Origin of the sequence: Pseudomonas sp. zfem001, assembly GCF_032621725.1 — a bacterium.
Lineage (GTDB): Bacteria > Pseudomonadota > Gammaproteobacteria > Pseudomonadales > Pseudomonadaceae > Aquipseudomonas > Aquipseudomonas sediminis.
Map to the genome: position 1 here is coordinate 266,322 of NZ_JAVYJI010000005.1, position 16,535 is coordinate 282,856.

At 63.0% G+C, this 16,535-nt stretch carries 12 protein-coding genes; 2 read left to right on the top strand and 10 right to left on the bottom strand.

What is annotated here, in order from left to right; all coding sequences use genetic code 11:
• Positions 1–24 precede the first annotated feature (24 nt).
• The 3 genes from RTH74_RS17655 to prfB all read right to left on the bottom strand — a co-directional run bounded on the left by RTH74_RS17655 (position 25) and on the right by prfB (position 3,603).
• Complete coding sequence (locus RTH74_RS17655) at positions 25–738, bottom strand: TetR family transcriptional regulator (protein ID WP_316915501.1); 714 nt, start codon at positions 736–738, stop codon at positions 25–27.
• Positions 739–903: 165 nt separating this feature from the next.
• Positions 904–2,406, bottom strand: a complete 1,503-nt coding sequence (lysS, locus tag RTH74_RS17660; RefSeq protein WP_316915502.1) for a lysine--tRNA ligase — start codon at positions 2,404–2,406, stop codon at positions 904–906.
• Between the two features lie 101 nt (positions 2,407–2,507).
• Positions 2,508–3,603 (bottom strand): peptide chain release factor 2 gene (prfB, locus tag RTH74_RS17665; RefSeq protein ID WP_296229181.1). Its coding sequence is split into 2 segments (ribosomal slippage): positions 2,508–3,530 and positions 3,532–3,603, totalling 1,095 coding nucleotides; the frame shifts between segments, so codons are not numbered across the junction.
• Positions 3,604–3,766: 163 nt separating this feature from the next.
• Between prfB and RTH74_RS17670 the strand changes: the two genes are divergently transcribed.
• The gene (locus tag RTH74_RS17670; RefSeq protein ID WP_316915503.1) at positions 3,767–5,413 is read left to right on the top strand and encodes a GGDEF domain-containing protein; all 1,647 of its coding nucleotides are present in this window, start codon (positions 3,767–3,769) and stop codon (positions 5,411–5,413) included.
• On the opposite strand, the gene RTH74_RS17675 is transcribed toward RTH74_RS17670, so the two are convergent.
• Together RTH74_RS17675 and RTH74_RS17680 are read right to left on the bottom strand one after the other, a co-directional pair.
• A complete protein-coding gene (locus RTH74_RS17675) occupies positions 5,406–7,058 on the bottom strand; it encodes a GMC family oxidoreductase N-terminal domain-containing protein (protein WP_316915504.1) in 1,653 nt (550 codons plus the stop codon). The two genes, RTH74_RS17670 and RTH74_RS17675, sit on opposite strands and share 8 nt — an antisense overlap.
• Before the next feature lie 91 nt (positions 7,059–7,149).
• Entirely contained in the window at positions 7,150–7,881 is a 732-nt protein-coding gene (locus RTH74_RS17680) for a tellurite resistance TerB family protein (protein WP_316915505.1), read from the bottom strand.
• Positions 7,882–8,263: 382 nt separating this feature from the next.
• On the opposite strand from RTH74_RS17680, the gene dapA reads away from it, so the two are divergent.
• Positions 8,264–9,130 carry a 4-hydroxy-tetrahydrodipicolinate synthase gene (dapA, locus tag RTH74_RS17685; RefSeq protein WP_179544222.1) on the top strand — a complete coding sequence of 289 codons (867 nt, stop codon included), beginning with the start codon at positions 8,264–8,266 and terminating at the stop codon, positions 9,128–9,130.
• Here dapA and recJ read toward each other — a convergent pair.
• The 5 genes from recJ to RTH74_RS17710 all read right to left on the bottom strand — a co-directional run bounded on the left by recJ (position 9,127) and on the right by RTH74_RS17710 (position 16,532).
• The gene (gene recJ / locus RTH74_RS17690) at positions 9,127–10,836 is read right to left on the bottom strand and encodes a single-stranded-DNA-specific exonuclease RecJ (RefSeq protein WP_316915506.1); all 1,710 of its coding nucleotides are present in this window, start codon (positions 10,834–10,836) and stop codon (positions 9,127–9,129) included. The genes dapA and recJ overlap by 4 nt on opposite strands.
• 169 nt (positions 10,837–11,005) lie before the next feature.
• The gene (locus RTH74_RS17695) at positions 11,006–11,545 is read right to left on the bottom strand and encodes a YaeQ family protein (RefSeq protein WP_072425875.1); all 540 of its coding nucleotides are present in this window, start codon (positions 11,543–11,545) and stop codon (positions 11,006–11,008) included.
• Positions 11,546–11,609: 64 nt separating this feature from the next.
• A complete protein-coding gene (gene gtfA, locus RTH74_RS17700; protein ID WP_316915507.1) occupies positions 11,610–13,049 on the bottom strand; it encodes a sucrose phosphorylase in 1,440 nt (479 codons plus the stop codon).
• 82 nt (positions 13,050–13,131) lie between these two features.
• Positions 13,132–15,843 (bottom strand): ATP-binding protein, encoded by a 2,712-nt coding sequence (locus tag RTH74_RS17705; protein WP_316915508.1) that lies wholly within the window; start codon positions 15,841–15,843, stop codon positions 13,132–13,134.
• Positions 15,843–16,532, bottom strand: a complete 690-nt coding sequence (locus tag RTH74_RS17710; RefSeq protein WP_179544219.1) for a phospholipase D-like domain-containing protein — start codon at positions 16,530–16,532, stop codon at positions 15,843–15,845. The genes RTH74_RS17705 and RTH74_RS17710 overlap by 1 nt, the downstream gene beginning before the upstream one ends.
• Positions 16,533–16,535 lie beyond the last annotated feature (3 nt).

A 16,535-nucleotide genomic window follows, 5' to 3' on the forward strand; every position in this document is an offset into this window, starting at 1 on the left:
TGAAAACCACCAGCCGGTTGGGCATCAAAGCCCCAGAACCAGATTCATGTAACGTTTAAGGATGGCCAGCATTCCCTGGCTGTCCAGATTCTCGACTCCGTCTAGCAGGCCCTGATACTCCATCCGCACGATGGCGGCCGTCAACAGCACGGCATCCTGTTCGGGCTGGCGCGAACCCAGCACTTCGAAGAAGTGGGTGACACCCTGCTGCAGGATCTGCCGGTGAGCTCGCACCAGCTCGCGCAGCCGTGGATTGAGCAGAGCTTCCTGCTGAAACGCCTGCTCGGCGATCAGGTGGTCACGACGCTCACACAACTGGCGCTGCACGTACTGCACCGCCAGCCCGGCGATCTCGTCGGCCAGTTGCCTGCGTGCCTGCTCGCTGCCATCCAGGCGCCCGACCATAGCCTCCAGCGCACCCTGAGTACCGCTCCAGAATGCCGCCATCTGCGCGGCGCTGCGCTCGACGAACTGGGCGAAGGTATCGGTGATCAGATCATCGATATCCTTGAAATAGTAGGTCGTGGCCGACAGCGGTACCTGCGCTTCGGCCGCCACCGCGCGGTGACGCACGGCGCGCACGCCATCGCGCACGATGATGCGCATGGCGGCATCGAGAATCGCCTGGCGGCGCTGCTCACTGCCCTGGCGACTGGCCTTGCGGCCCTGGTACTGGACACTTTCGGCGACAGCGTTGGCTGCCTGTGTGGCATTGGGGGGCGCAGACACGGAGCTCACGGTGGGTCGACCCTCTACGTTCTAGTTATGACAGGGAGAGTAATGGCTTGGACATGCAAGCAAAAGGCTCCGTTTCGCTTACTCACCAGGCGCCCAGCGAAATTGCCGCGAAATGTATAACGACAAGTAGCAAAAAGCCGCCCGAAGGCGGCTTTCTGTCTGGTATCAAGCCTGCGGGCGCATGTGCGGGAATAGGATGACGTCGCGGATCGACGGCGAGTTGGTCAGCAGCATCACCAGGCGGTCGATGCCGATGCCCTCACCGGCGGTGGGCGGCATGCCGTACTCCAGAGCGCGAACGAAGTCGGCGTCGAAGTGCATAGCTTCGTCGTCACCGGCGTCTTTCTCGGCCACCTGGGCGAGGAAGCGTTCGGCCTGGTCTTCGGCGTCATTGAGCTCGGAGTAGGCGTTGGCGATCTCGCGGCCGCCGATGAACAGCTCGAAGCGGTCGGTGACGTTGGGGTTCTGGTCGTTGCGGCGGGCCAGCGGCGATACCTCGAACGGATACTCGGTAATGAAGTGCGGCTGCTCCAGCTTGCTCTCGACCAGCTCTTCGAAAATCATCACCTGCAGCTTGCCCAGGCCTTCATGGCCGAGCACTTTGGCGCCGGCCTTCTTGGCGATGGCGCGGGCCTTGTCGACATCCTGCAGGTCGGCAGCGGTCAGTTCGGGGTTGTACTTGAGGATCGAATCGAACACCGACAGGCGCGCGAACGGCTCGCCGAAGTGGAACACCTTGTCGCCGTACGGCACGTCGGTGCTACCGAGAACAGCCTGAGCCAGCTCGCGAAACAGCTCCTCGGTCAGGTCCATGTTGTCTTCGTAGTCGGCGTAGGCCTGGTAGAACTCGAGCATGGTGAACTCGGGGTTGTGCCGGGTCGAGACGCCTTCGTTACGGAAGTTGCGGTTGATCTCGAAGACCTTTTCAAAACCACCGACCACCAGGCGCTTGAGGTACAGCTCCGGCGCGATGCGCAGGAACATGGCCATGTCCAACGCGTTGTGGTGGGTCTCGAACGGTTTGGCCGCGGCACCGCCAGGGATGGTCTGCAGCATCGGCGTTTCCACCTCGAGGAAGTCACGCTCGGCAAGGAACTTGCGGATATGAGCGATGACCTGCGAACGCACCCGGAAGGTGTCACGCACTTCTTCGTTGACGATCAGGTCGACGTACCGCTGGCGATAGCGCTGTTCGGTATCGGTCAGGCCATGGTGCTTGTCCGGCAGCGGACGCAGCGACTTGGTCAGCAAACGTACGCTGGTCATCTCGACGTACAGGTCGCCCTTGCCGGAACGGGCCAGGGTACCTTCGGCGGCGATGATGTCGCCCATGTCCCAGGTCTTGACCGCTGCCAGGGTTTCTTCCGGCAAGGTCTTGCGGTTGACGTAGACCTGGATGCGGCCAGTCATGTCCTGAATGACCATGAAAGCACCACGGTTGAGCATGATGCGCCCGGCAACCTTGACCGGAATGGCAGCGGCTTCCAGCTCTTCCTTGGTCTTGTCGACGTACTGTTTCTGCAGGTCGGCGCAGTAGTTGTCGCGGCGGAAGTCGTTGGGGAAGGCGTTGCCCTGCTCACGGATGGCAGCAAGCTTTTCCTTGCGCAGCGCAATCAGCTTGTTTTCTTCCTGCTGCAGTTCGTTCTGGTCGAGTTGTTGGTCGCTCATGGTCGTTTTATCTGCCTGGCGTGTATATGCAAATGGGGTTTGGCAGGAGCCAGCTGGTCGCGAAGAGCATCGCCAGCACGCTGACCCCTACAGGGTTGCGGTTAAAGGCCCTGCTTGAGGCTGGCCTCTAGGTACTGGTCGAGATCGCCATCCAGAACCTTCTGGCAGTCGCTACGCTCGATGCCGGTACGCAGATCCTTGATGCGCGAGTCATCGAGCACGTAGGAGCGGATCTGATGACCCCAACCGATATCGGACTTGCTGTCTTCCAGCGCCTGCGAGGCGGCGTTGCGCTTCTGCATCTCCAGCTCGTACAACTTGGCCCGCAGCATCTTCATGGCGGTGTCCTTGTTGGCGTGCTGGGAACGTTCGTTCTGGCAGGCCACCACGGTATTGGTCGGCACGTGGGTAATACGCACCGCCGAATCGGTGGTGTTGACGTGCTGACCACCGGCGCCGGAGGAGCGGTAGGTGTCGATACGCAGGTCGGACGGGTTGATATCGATCTCGACCTTGTCATCGATCTCAGGGGACACGAACACCGCCGAGAACGAGGTGTGACGACGGGCGCCGGAGTCGAACGGGCTCTTGCGTACCAGGCGGTGCACGCCGATCTCGGTGCGCAGCCAACCGAAGGCGTACTCGCCCTTGATGTGCACGGTGGCGCCCTTGATGCCGGCGACCTCGCCCTCGGACAGCTCGATGATGGTGGCGTCGAAGCCACGCTTGTCGGCCCAGCGCAGGTACATGCGCAGCAGGATGTTGGCCCAGTCCTGCGCCTCGGTGCCGCCGGAACCGGCCTGGATGTCCAGGTAGCAGTTGTTCGGGTCCATCTCGCCACTGAACATGCGGCGGAATTCCAGCTTCTCGAGGATTTCGCGCAGGCGGTCGACTTCGGCGACGATATCGCTCACCGCCGCTTCGTCGTTTTCTTCGGCGGCCATTTCCAGCAGGTCCTTGGAATCGACCAAGCTACCGGTGAGGTCGTCGATGGTTTCGACGATCTGCGCCAGCATGGCGCGCTCACGGCCCAGCGCTTGCGCGTACTCGGGCTTGTTCCAGACGCTGGCGTCTTCCAGTTCGCGGTTTACTTCGACCAGACGATCATGCTTGTGATCGTAGTCAAAGATACCCCCGAATTGACTGGGTTCGCTCGGACAGGTCCTTGATGGCGTTGAGGATCGGATTGATTTCCATGGTAGTCGGCGCTCGCGGCAAATCGGACGGAAAAGCCGGCGATTATACCCGAGCCAGCCCAGGCTGGCAGCCCACTATCGGCAGGTGATCACAGCTCAATGGATCAACGGCGCACTATACTGGTCACACAGCCGATTGCAGTGGCCTACCCGAGAATTAAAACATGCCCCCAGCGCAAAGCATGCGTAGCCATATCGCCCTCTTCGTTGCCCTTCTCGTCTGCGCCCTCAGCTGGCTTCTGGGCACACTGATCGGCCAATACACCAGCCAGCAGATTCGCGAGGACGTGGGCCGCAACATGGCCGAAGTGTCCTACGCAATGGTTGACCGCCTGGATCGCGACATGGCCTCGCGCGCCGCAGTGCTCAAGGTGCTCGGCAATCTGCAGGCGTTGCGTCAGCCCGATGACATCGCCGAGGTGCGGCGCCTGCTCGACAGCCTGCAGAAGGAAATCCCCAGCATCGCCTGGATCGGCTTCACCGACCCGCACGGCCTGGTGCTGGCCTCCAGCAACGGCATATTGGAGAGCGTCAGCATTGCGCAGAGGCCGGTCTATCTGGAGGGGCGCAACGGACTGTTCATCGGTGACGTGCATGAAGCGGTACTGCTGGCCAAGCTGCTGCCCAACCCAAGCGGCGAGGCGATGAAATTCGTCGACATCAGCCTGCCGATCTTCGCCAGCGACGGCAGCCTGGCCGGCGTTTTGGCCAGCCACCTGTCCTGGGCGTGGGCCGACGAGGTGCGCGAGTCGATTCTAGGCCCGAGCCAGGATCGGCATCTGGTCGAGTTCTTCGTCATTGGTCAGGATCGCGGCATCCTGCTTGGCCCAAAAGAAATGATCGGTCAGAAGCTGGAGCTGCCGGCATTGGAAGGGCTGAAACCTGGACAAAGTCGCTGGCAAGTGCAGCAGTGGCCGGAAGGTAACGACTACCTCACCGGTCTGACCCTGAGTCAGGGCTACAAAGATTACCCCGGCCTGGGTTGGACGGTTGTGGCACGGCAATCACTCGAGGTCGCCGATGCCCCAGCGCAGAACCTGCTGCAAAGCATCTTGCTTTGGGGCAGCGGCCTGGCACTGGTATTCGCGGTGATCGGCTGGCTGGTCAGCAGCTACTTCACCCGGCCACTGCGCGACATCGCTAACGCAGCAGACCGTCTCAGCGCGGGTGAAATCACCGAAATACCCGAGCTGCGTGGTAGCCGTGAAATTCATCAGTTGAGTCAGTCCATCCGTCATCTGGTGGAAAGCCTCACCCTGCAGCAGACCGCGCTGGGCATGATGGAAAGCCTCGCTTACCACGACGCGCTGACCGGCCTGCCCAACCGCATGGCGCTAGAGAAATTTCTGCCTCAGGCCCAACAACGCAGCCGCCTGCAGCATGGCTGCCTGGCCCTGCTCTACCTCGACCTCGATGGTTTCAAACCAGTCAATGACACCCATGGCCATACAGCAGGGGATCATCTGCTACGGGAGGTAGCCCAACGTCTGCGCGGCTGCCTGCGTGACGGCGACATGGTCTCGCGCCTGGGCGGCGACGAGTTTCTCATGGTGCTGCAAGTGCCGGGACAGGATGCACAGCATCACGCCCACCAGGTGGCCGAGCGCGTGATCACCGCACTCGGCCAGCCGGTACTGCTGGAAGTCGGCGAGGTGCGCATCGGCTGCAGCGTCGGCGGAGCACTCTGGCCTGAGGACCACATCGAGCTCAGCGTCGTCCTGCAACTGGCTGACGAGGCGCTGTACAAAGCCAAAAACGGTGGGCGTAATCGCGCGATATTCCACAGCAGCCAGGAAACCAGCCTCAGCTGAGCGCGGACTCGGTTACCCGGGTCGCCTGTCGTTGCGGCTGCGCGTCCTCGGTGATCATCTGCGCTGCCTTCTCGGCGATCATCAATACCGGCGAGCAGGTGTTGCCCGAGGTGATGCTCGGCATGATCGACGCATCGACCACACGCAAACCGGCGATGCCATGCACGCGCAAGCGGGCATCGACCACGGCCTCACGCCCCTGCCCCATCGCACAGGTACCCACCGGATGGAAGATGGTGGTGCCGATCTCGCCAGCCGCACGCTGCAGATCCTCCTCGCTGCGATAGTCCGGGCCGGGCTTGTACTCCTGCGGTCGATAACCGGCCAATGCCGGTGCAGCGACGATACGCCGGGTCAGGCGAATGGCGTCGGCGGCCACACGCAGATCATGCTCGTCACTGAGGTAGTTGGGGCGAATCAGCGGGGCGACGCTGGCATCGACCGAGGCGATTTCGACGCTACCACGGCTGTGCGGGCGCAGGTTGCACACCGAGGCGGTGAACGCCGGGAAGTCGTGCAAGGGCTCGCCAAAGCGCTCCAGTGACAAGGGTTGAATGTGATACTGCAGGTTGGCGCGCGCTTGCCCGGGGTCCGACTTGGCGAAGGCGCCAAGCTGGCTGGGCGCCATCGACAGCGGCCCGCTGCGCTTGAGCAGGTATTCCAGGCCCATGCCCAGCTTGCCCCAGGGCGTGGCCGCGATGCGATTGAGCGTCTTCACGCCCTCCACCCGATAGATCAAGCGCAACTGCAGGTGATCCTGCAGGTTGCTGCCAACACCTGGCAGCTCGTGCCTGACGCCGATGCCCAGCTTTTCCAGCAGCGGCCTTGGGCCGATGCCGGAGCGCTGCAGCAAGGCCGGCGAGCCGATGGCGCCGGCACACAGGATGATCTCGCGACGCGCCGCAACGCGCAGCGCGCGGCCCTGACAACGCAGGTGCAGCGCACTGGCGCGCCCGTCCTCCAGTTCCAGGCGCTCGGCCTCGGCGCCAGTCAGCACCTGCAGATTAGGGCGCTGGCGGATATCTCGCAGAAACGCCTTGGAGGCATTCCAGCGCACGCCACGTTTCTGGTTGACCTGAAAGTAGCTGCAGCCTTCGTTGTCCCCACCGTTGAAATCTTCGACGCTGGCAATGCCACTTTGCGCCGCGGCGCCACGGAAGGCTTCGAGAATTTCCCAAGACAGGCGCTGACGCTCGACCCGCCACTCGCCATCGCCACCGTGCAGTTCGCTGGTGCCGGAAAAATGATTCTCCGAGCGTTTGAACAACGGCAACACATCACGCCAGGCCCAACCGGGATTGCCCGCGGCGGCCCAGCCATCGTAGTCGGCAGCCTGGCCGCGCATGTAGATCATGCCGTTGATCGAGGAGCTGCCGCCGAGCACACGACCACGCGGGTATTTCAGCGAGCGGCCATGCAGGCCGGGATCGGCCTCGGTGCTGTAGCACCAGTCAGTGCGTGGATTGCCGATGCAGTAGAGGTAGCCGACCGGGATGTGAATCCAGGGATAGTTGTCGCGCCCACCTGCCTCGATCAGCAACACGCTGACGCCAGGGTCGGCGGAAAGGCGATTGGCCAGCAGGCAGCCGGCAGGGCCGGCGCCGACGATCAGATAGTCATAGGCATCCAGTGGCGCTTGCGACATAAGCATCCTCGCGTGTCGTTCTTGTCATTGGCCAACAGCCTAAAACAAGCCGGGTGCGAGGATGAATGATCTTTTGGTCTGAGGCGGCGCGTCAGACGCGCTGCGCCTCGATACGCACCTGAGCTTCCAGCTCGCTCTTCAGTGCAGGTGCCAGCTGTAGCTGACGCGCCAGCTCTTCGAGGTAAGCGCGCTCCATGAAGTGCTCTTCGTCGACCATCAGCACGCTGGCCAGGTACATTTCGGCGGCCATTTCCGGGGTCGCTGCGGCGCGCGCCACGTCGGCAGGGTCCAGCGGCTTGTTCAGTTCGGCGTGCAGCCAGGTCTGCAGTTCGCCGTCCTGCGCGAGCTTGCCCAACTCCTCTTCGATCAACTGACGCTCACGCTCATCGACATGACCATCAGCCTTGGCCGCCGCCACCAGCGCCTTGAGAATGGCGCGGCTGTGCTGCTCGACTTGCGGCGCCGGCAAACGATCCAGGGTTTGCGGCTCGACCGGCTGCGCACCACCCTGCTGAGCTTGCTGCGCCTGCCAGTTGCCATAGGCCTTGTACGCCATCACGCCGAGCGCAGCCAGGCCACCATAGACCGCCACCTTGCCGCCGACCTTGCGCACCCGCTTGTTGCCCAGCAGCATGGCCAGCGCTGCGCCACCGCCGGCGCCCTTGAGCATCGAGCCGAGATCGCTGCCACCGCTCTTGCCTGAACCGCCGCCGAGCAGGCCGCCTAGCGCGCCACCAAGCCCCGAAGAGGTGCCGCCACCCTTCTGCTGCAGCATTTCCTGTCCGGATTTAAGCAGTTGATCGAGCAAGCCACGGGTATTCATCGCGCATTCTCCTGAGGAAATCTCGCCGAGTGTAGGCCTCGGCCGCTGGCCCGGCAGCTAGCTGAATGCTTCCAGATATTACCGTCAGGGCCGCTTGACAGTCGCCTGCGTGGCCAAGCACCATCGGCCGACGATTCACGCAACGGGCTGTTCTTCATGTACGCCACCTTCGACCACCAAGCACTGCTCCCAGGCTTCACTGCCTGCCAGTGCGCGTGCGTCGTCGTTGCCAAGAAATCCAAGAAACAGTCGCTCATTTGACCGGGGCACTGTCCCGTCAGATGGGCTGACAGGACAAGCGCCAGGTTGTATCTCCCCTCCCGCTCGATTCTCGCACCCTCCCTGACGGCGACCAGACGGTCAGTCGCAAGGAGTTTTTTGCATGTCCAATTTTCAGGGTATCTGGGTGGCGCTGGTCACCCCACTGCGTAACGGTGAGATCGATTTCACCAGCCTCGACCGCCTGCTGGGGAAGCTGCTGGAAGATGGCGTCGCTGGCTTCGTGGTCTGTGGCACCACCGGCGAGGCCGCTGCGCTCGGTCAGAGCGAGCAGCTCGCCGTGCTGGATGCCGTGCTCCAGCGGGTACCCCCAGACCGGGTGATCATGGGCCTGGCTGGCAACCAGTTGAATGCCCTGCTCGACTTGCAACGGGAAATCCAGCGGCGCCCGCTGGCAGGCCTGCTGGTGCCGGCGCCTTACTACATCCGTCCGTCCCAGGCCGGGCTGGAGCACTTCTTCACCACGCTGGCAGATGCAGCCGAGGTGCCGCTGGTGCTCTACGACATTCCCTATCGAACCGGAATACGTATCGAGCGCGACACGCTGCGCCGCATCGTCAGCCATCCCAATATCCAGGCCATCAAGGACTGTGCGGGGGACGCCGAAACCACCATGGCGCTGATCGCCGAAGGCCAAGTGCAGGTGCTGGCCGGCGAGGACACGCAGATATTCAACACACTGTGCCTGGGTGGCGCTGGCGCCATATCAGCGTCGGCACATGTCCGCGCCGATCTGTACGTACGCATGCAACAGTGCGTAGCTACCGGTGATCTACAGGGCGCCCGTCAGTTGCACTATCAGTTGCTGCCCTGGATGCAAGCCGCCTTTGCCGAAGCCAACCCATCGGCGATCAAGGCGGCGCTGGCGCTTCAGGGCCTGATCGGCGAGGAACCGAGGGCACCGCTGCTGCCCTGCACGGCGGCAACACGCGAGCGACTGCGAGAGGTGCTGGCCGGCCTGGCGGATTAACGCGGGGCGATATGCGCCACCATCAGTTGCACGGTTTCATTGCCACGAAACTCGTTGAGGTCGAGTTTGTATGCCACTTCGGCCCAGCGCAGCGTCGGGTTGGGCCAGACCTCGCGATCGATGTTGAAGGCGATGCCGTCGAGCTGCACGCTGCCGCACTCGGTCTTGAGTACCAGCTTCAGGTGACGTTCACCGACGATGCGCTGATTGACGATCTGAAACACGCCATGGAACAGCGGCTCGGGAAAATGCTGCCCCCAGGGCCCGGCGTTGCGCAGAGCGCGGGCCAGTTCCAGGTGGAACTCAGTGGCATCGAGCTGGCCGTCGGAGAGCAGGCGGCCAGTCAGGTCATCCTCACACAACTGGCGGCGCACCTCGGCATCGAAGGCGACGGCGAACGCACCGAAATTCTCCTGCGGCAGCGACATCCCGGCAGCCATGGCATGCCCGCCGAACTTGCTGATCAGCCCCGGATGACGCGCCGCCACGGCGTCCAGCGCATCGCGGATATGCAGCCCCGGGACCGAACGCGCTGAGCCCTTGAGCATGCCCTCGCCAGCATCGGCGAAGGCGATGGCCGGACGGTGATAGCGCTCTTTCAGGCGCGAAGCGAGGATGCCAATCACGCCCTGGTGCCAGTCCGGCTCGAACAGGCACAAGCCGAATGGCATGTCGTCCAGCGACAGGTCCTTGAGCTGGGCCAGCGCCTCGCGCTGCATGCCCTGCTCGATGGCCTTGCGATCCTGGTTGAGCTGGTCGAGCTGCACCGCCATATCGCGGGCCAGGGCCTCGTCGTCGCAAAGCAGGCATTCGATGCCGAGGCTCATGTCATCCAGCCGCCCTGCCGCATTCAACCGTGGGCCGAGGATGAAACCGAGATCGGTGGAGGTGATACGTCGATGATCGCGCCCGGCGACTTCGAGAATCGCACGCAGGCCCGGCCTTGCCCGGCCGGCACGAATGCGCGCCAGCCCCTGGTGCACCAGGATGCGGTTGTTGGCATCCAGCGGTACCACGTCGGCGACGCTGCCCAGCGCCACTAAGTCGAGCAGCTCGCCTAGATTCGGCTCCTGCCGGCTGGCAAACCAGCCGGTTTCGCGCAGCCGCGCGCGCAGCGCCAACAGCACGTAGAACATCACCCCGACACCAGCCATGGCCTTGCTCGGAAACTCGCAGCCTGGCTGGTTGGGGTTGACGATGGCATCGGCCGCCGGCAATTCCAGCCCAGGCAGGTGGTGGTCGGTGACCAGCACCGTCAACCCGGCGGACTTGGCGGCCGCCACACCGTCGACGCTGGAGATGCCGTTGTCGACGGTGAGCAACAAGTCGGGCTGGCGCTCAAGCGCCACGGCGACGATCTCCGGGGTCAGGCCGTAGCCATACTCGAAACGATTCGGCACCAGGTAATCCACATGCGCCGCGCCGAGCAGGCGCAGGCCGAGTACACCGACCGAGCTGGCAGTGGCACCATCGGCATCGAAGTCGCCGACGATAAGGATGCGCTGACGCTGCTCAAGCGCCTGCACCAGCAGTTCGACCGCGGCGTCGATGCCCTTGAGCTGTTGGTACGGGATCAGCCGCGCCAGCCCCTTGTCCAGCTCTTCGGCAGACTGCACGCCACGGGCGGCGTAGAGACGGGTCAGCAAAGGCGGCAGATTGCCCAAGTCAGGCAGTTGAGCGGGTAAGGGACGGGCTTCGATACGCATTTTGAGTCTTTTCATGTAGGGCGGGTGCAACCCGCCACAGGTGATATGACGGGTTGTACCCGCCCTACAGCATCAGATTTCGTAGGATGGACGACGCTTCATCCGTCCACCTTACGCACTCGTTGTGGTGGACGAAAACAGCGTCGTCCACCCTACGCAGATCACAGATTCAACGCTCGCCGGCGAGCCATTCAATGGGAATCTCGTGCTGGCCACGCTCATCGGTGACGAACAACTCGCCATCGCTGATCATCACGCTCCAGTTCAGCGAACGCGGCATGTCCAGCGCCAGGTCGGCCAGCGCCTCCTGACCGAGAGCGACCACGTTGATGTTCTTCAGGCTGCGCACCGGGTCGAGGCATTTGCCCTGCCACACACGCAGGTTGCCGTAGGCCACCAGGCTGAATTTTTCGGTACGCCGCGAGCACCAGGTGATGCGCTCGCTGTCGGGCTGTCCGACTTCGATCCAGTGCAGCACGCGGTCGTCCAGGCTCTTCTCCCACAACGCCGGTTCGTCGACGTCTGACAGGCCGCGACCGAACGCCAGTTGCTCGTGGTAGAACAGCGCATAGGCGATCAGCCGCGCGGCCAGGCGCTCTTCGGTCTCGGACGGGTGGCGAGCGACGGTGAAACGCAGATTTTCATAAACGCTGCGATCCATGTCGGTGAGGTTCAGTTCGATCTTGTAGGTGGTCGATGGCAGGGCCATGGCGGGCTTCTTGGCTGGTCGAAAGAGCGCAAGTCTAACGCGAATGCATGGCCCACGCCGACCTTCAACAGGTCATACGGCAGATACCCTGCTGTGCGTCGGTGTATTCGATAGTCGCCTGCAGACTGCTGAGGTCGAGGTGCAAACGGCAGTAATGCTCGCCATGGCGCCAGGCCAGCAGCAGTTGGTCGTCAGTCGAATAGTTCTGCTCGAAACGCCCTTCGAAAGCCGGATGCTGACAACGAAAGCGCATCAGCGCCAGCAGACGCTGCACCAGAGGTTGCTGCAGGGCCTGCTCGGCCTCTTCGAGGCTGTAGTAGTGACGATTGACGTCGCGCGCCTCGCCGGTCTGTTCGAGCAGGTCGAAGTCGTTGCAGCCTGCCAACAGGCCAACGTAGTAAACCTGCGGGATACCAGGCACGAAGAACTGGATGGCACGCGCGGCGATATAGGCCTCGTCGTTACGCATCAATGCTTCGTAGAAGGTGCAGGTCAGTTGGTAGATGGCCCCGACGCTGTGCACGTTGACTGCCGAGCGACGCATGATCGGGTCGGCACTGCGCGTCGAAACCTCATCGATCAGGTACTGGATCTGCGCCTCGGGCAGCATGCCTTCGACATCCGGGATGCAGATGCCGTCGTGGGTATCGAGCACGGTGATCTGGTTACGCGGGCACATGCGCAACCAGTTTTTCAGATAGCGGCTGCTGCCACTGAGCAACGCGTGCAAGACCAACGGTGGCAGAGCGAAGCCGTAGGGGCGCATCTGCCGCCGGGAGATGGCGTACTGGTAGCTGATGTGGTCATGCACCTCCGGCAGCATCTCGGCCTCGTACTTGGCCCCAGTTTCGCGGAACCACTCGAGGATGCGGTACACGTTCGGCTCCACCAGAAAGCAGCTGGTGCCGATACGCTTGGTGGTGTAGCCGAAGGCATCCAGGCGAAACAGCTTGACCCCGCGCGCAGCGAGGAAGGCCATGTACTGCTCCATCAACTGGTAGGTTTTCGGCGAGTCGTAATTGAGGTCGATCTGCCGTTCGGTGAAGGTGCACCAGACCCGACAGGTCTCGCCGTTGGCCAGCCGCACCTCGCGGAACGGCTCCTTCTCCCGACGAATATGGATCTTGGCCAGGTCGTCATGGGTGATTTCGCCGAACTGATCGACTTGAACGAAGAGATCCGCGTAGGGCGAGTCCTGGCCGTGTGCAACGAAATCGAGAAACTCCGGCGACTCGTCGGCGATATGACTGATCACCAGGTCGACGCACAGGTCGAAGCGCGCGGAGATGCGCTCGACATCCGCCCAGTCGCCATAGCGCGGGTCCACCTCCATGTGCGTGAGCGGCGAGAATCCACCATCGGCATTGGACGGATACAGCGGCAGGATATGCACACCGCCCAGCGCATCGCCCAGATGCCGATCCAGAAATTGGTAGAGTTCCCCCAGGTTTCGCCCCAGGCGGTCGGGATAGGTGATCAGTTGAATAGCGTTGCGCAGCGCCATGAGCCCCCCGGTACATTTGATGGTCTGCCTAAGGCCTAGGCCACGATCGCCGCGCGCGTCAAGAAAGCCCGCGAATGAAGCGTCAAAGCCGTGCCAGTACCGCCTGCACTGCCTGCTCCGGCGCCTCGTGCCATAAACCATAGCTCAGTGGCAAGGTCTCCAGACCAGCGCGCGCCAGCACCAGGTAGCGCTCCAGTTCGAGAAAGCCTTCGCCCTCCCCCGGAAAGCCGATCAGGTCAATGGCCAGGCACTTGTCGCCGCGTCGACAGAACAGGTCCAGCACCTGTCCCGCCAGTGGGTAGTGGCTCCACACGCTGACGCCCTGCCCTTCGAGCGCCTGACACAAGTTCTGGCGGGTGTCCTCCACGGCTCCCGCCTGCCAACTGACACCTGGTTTCTGCAGGAATTCCAGGTAGCGGCGCAGCAGATGCGTGGAGGACAGCTGTCGCTCGTCACCACTGAACAGCAGCACCTGGCGTTCACGGGCACGGGTGATGGCGACGTTGAACAGGTCGGCACGGTTCAGGTAGTTGGCCGCCTGGCTCGATTCGCGATCAATGGCGAAGCTGAGGATCATCAGATCGCGCTCCTCGCCCTGGAAGCCGTAAGGCGTATCCACCAGCAGACGAAACTCACGTAGTTGTTCCAGCGGCAGCGTTTCACCGATGCGCAAACGGATTCGCTCGACCTGATCGCGAAACGGCGACAGCACACCGATGCTGGGTTTGAGCGGGCTACCCTGATACTCGGCCAGGTGCGCAGTGATCAGCTCCAGCACCCGCTCGACCTCGACCTCATTGGCACCGTTGCGCCCACGCTGGCCGTCGATACGCAGCAGCTGCAGGCTGTCGCAGGCATCAAGGCCAGGCCGCTCCTTCATCACACGCAAACGCTGGTCGTAGAAAAGCTCGTTGCTGAAGCGGATCAGCGCCGGACGGCTACGAAAGTGTTCGTCGAGAAACACCACCGCCTCCTGGCTGCCCAGTTGCAAGCCGACCAGATCCAGCACGCTGTTGTCGCGGTAGCTCCAGGCCTCGCGCTCTTCGGCTTGCAGGCCAGCACGTTGCAACAGCTGCGTTTCGCGTACGCGGGAGAGAAAGGAGATGTGCCGTAACTGACGTGCATCGCCGGTCACCACGGCGCGCTTGCAACGCTGGAAAGCCGGTAGCGCCGAAGCGATGTCGCATTGGGTCGCCTCGTCCATCACCATCACGTCGAACAGTTCCGGACGCAGTGGCAACAGGCGGTGCAGCTCGTCCAGGGTCACCACCCAGATCGGAACAGCGGCCAGTAGACGCTCCGGATCGATACCTTCGAACAGCGCCAGCTGGCGTTGCGAATTGCGCGCACGGATGGCCTGGTTGTAGCGCACGAACAGCGCGCGGTCGCTGACCAGCAGGCGCTTGAGATTCAGGGCGCGATGGCTATTGAGGTGCTCACGACTGAGAAGCTGGCGGCGCTGCTGGCAATCACGCAACTCATCCAGCAATGCCCAGGGGCGCACGCTGTTGCCGATACGTTTGCGCACCCAGGGCACCTGCAACCAGCGCTGCCAGAAAGCCAGGCTGCCACGTTCGGCACGCAGCAACAGGCGGCTCCAGCGCACGGCCTGCTCGCAGCGCTTACGAAAATCTGCCGACAGGCGCCGCTCGGCCTCGGTCAGCACTTCCAGCTCGCTGCGCTGACGCTCTTCGACCTGCTCCGACACCCACTCGAACTCACCCTGCAGTAGCCGTTCCAGGCGCTCGCGCAAGGCCTGGCGCAGGCTCTGCCCATCACCTTCGAGCACGCCGTCGCGCAGGCCGAAATCCTCCCGCAACTTGTGCGCGATCACGCGCACAGCCTGAGCGCTGCGGCTGACCAGCAACACGCTCTCACCCTGCAGGTAACGATCCAGCGCCAGCGCCGCCAGGCTGTAGCTCTTGCCGGTGCCGGGCGGGCCGGAAATCTGGCTCAGCGGATGGTGTGCGGCATTGGCCAGCGCCTGGCACTGGGCAGCGCTGAGCTGCGCCGGCAGGCGCTGCGGCCTGCTGGTCGAGCCTGCCGTCTGCACAGGAGGTGTTTCGCCGAGCAGCTGCAACAAGGCCGGCGACAGTCGCTCGGCGTCCTGCAGTTGTTGCAACTCATGGGCGATGCCACGGCTACCGCTGCCGCGCGGCACCAGCGCGACGAAGGCACCGGCCTGCAGCGACAAACTGCGACGCCGCAGGGCCTTGGCCAACACCTCATCTCTTACCAACTGCGGGAAACCAGCGGCCTCGCTGACCTCGCGAACCTGTGTATTGTGCGCCACCCAGGCGAGCAACTGGCCCAGCGAGGCCGCACCCAGTGCGCCTGTCGGCAGTGGCAGTCCATCGAGGCTAGCGTTGCCGCTTTCATCGAACAGACGGCGCAGCAGACGCCAGTTTCCATGCACCTGCTGTGGGTCGATAGCGAGCAAGTGGCTCTGCCCATCCGTCGTCGGCTGCAGGCTCGCCTCGTAATAGAACAGCGGACCGCAGATCACCTGTGAACCACCGCTATCCAGTTGCAGGCGGCCGCAGATCGGCAACACACCATAGACCAACTGTAATTCACGTTGATACAGCGCCTGCGCTTCGGCCAGGCCATGACCCAGCTCGGCCGACAACGGCAACAGCGGCACACCGCCGCTGGCCAGTTCCTCGCGCCCCTCGAGCCAGGCCCAGCGGTTGGCAGGCAACTTGCCGAGGTTGTCCAGGTCCAGGTCGCGACTGTCGGCCAGGTAGCAGCTGCGATAGAAACCCAGCAGCTGGTGAGCGTGAGGATGGTTCATCAGTTTCCTGCGTAACGTGCCCAGAGCGCTTCGAATTCACGACTGTAGGCCGCCACCAGTTGCGGGTGATCGATCACCAGCAGGTTTTCCTCGTTGCTGGTGGTGGCGCTGCGCGTCCAGTTGAAGCTGCCGTTGAGCAGCAGGCGACCGTCGAACAGGGCGAACTTGTGGTGCATGTGGAAGGGCCCGGCGTCGATGCGCAGGGGCACACCCTTGTCACGCAGCCACTGGATGTCGCTGCCGACATCGAACTGCTTTTCGTTGTCGCTGATCACTCGCACGGCGATACCGCGCTCATGACAGGCGAGCACCTCTTCGCTGAGCTGATCGTCGGAGATGGTGTAGACGCAGATATCCACGCTCTTGCGCGCCTGCCGGCACAGCTCGCGGATCTTGCGCCGGCAGCTCTCGCCCGGACTGAAGTGAGCGCTGGCATGTTCCACGCGCGGCGCGCTGCTGACACTGTCGAGGGTCTTGATCACCTGCTCCAGCCATTTCAGCGCCGGCTCGACGTTCTCCGGTGCACGCATCAGTTCACGAGCGAGCGCAAAAGCGCGGTTGCGCATGAAACGCACCTGATCGGCGCTCAGTTCACTGCCCAGTTGACGCAGCTCGTCGCGCTCCTCATTGCTCAGGCGCAGGTCGGCCAGGCTGTCGCGCAGTTGCTGGTCGAGGCGATTGAAGTCCATGCA

Coding starts and splice junctions, on each gene's coding strand:
- RTH74_RS17675 (WP_316915504.1), bottom strand. CDS start 7,058: ATGTCGCAAGCGCCACTGGATGCCTATGACTATCTGATCGTCGGCGCC.
- gtfA (WP_316915507.1), bottom strand. CDS start 13,049: ATGGCGCTGCGCAACGCTATTCAACTGATCACCTATCCCGACCGCCTG.
- RTH74_RS17705 (WP_316915508.1), bottom strand. CDS start 15,843: ATGAACCATCCTCACGCTCACCAGCTGCTGGGTTTCTATCGCAGCTGC.
- RTH74_RS17695 (WP_072425875.1), bottom strand. CDS start 11,545: ATGGCCCTGCCATCGACCACCTACAAGATCGAACTGAACCTCACCGAC.
- lysS (WP_316915502.1), bottom strand. CDS start 2,406: ATGAGCGACCAACAACTCGACCAGAACGAACTGCAGCAGGAAGAAAAC.
- RTH74_RS17680 (WP_316915505.1), bottom strand. CDS start 7,881: ATGAATACCCGTGGCTTGCTCGATCAACTGCTTAAATCCGGACAGGAA.
- dapA (WP_179544222.1), top strand. CDS start 8,264: ATGTCCAATTTTCAGGGTATCTGGGTGGCGCTGGTCACCCCACTGCGT.
- recJ (WP_316915506.1), bottom strand. CDS start 10,836: ATGCGTATCGAAGCCCGTCCCTTACCCGCTCAACTGCCTGACTTGGGC.
- RTH74_RS17670 (WP_316915503.1), top strand. CDS start 3,767: ATGCCCCCAGCGCAAAGCATGCGTAGCCATATCGCCCTCTTCGTTGCC.
- RTH74_RS17710 (WP_179544219.1), bottom strand. CDS start 16,532: ATGGACTTCAATCGCCTCGACCAGCAACTGCGCGACAGCCTGGCCGAC.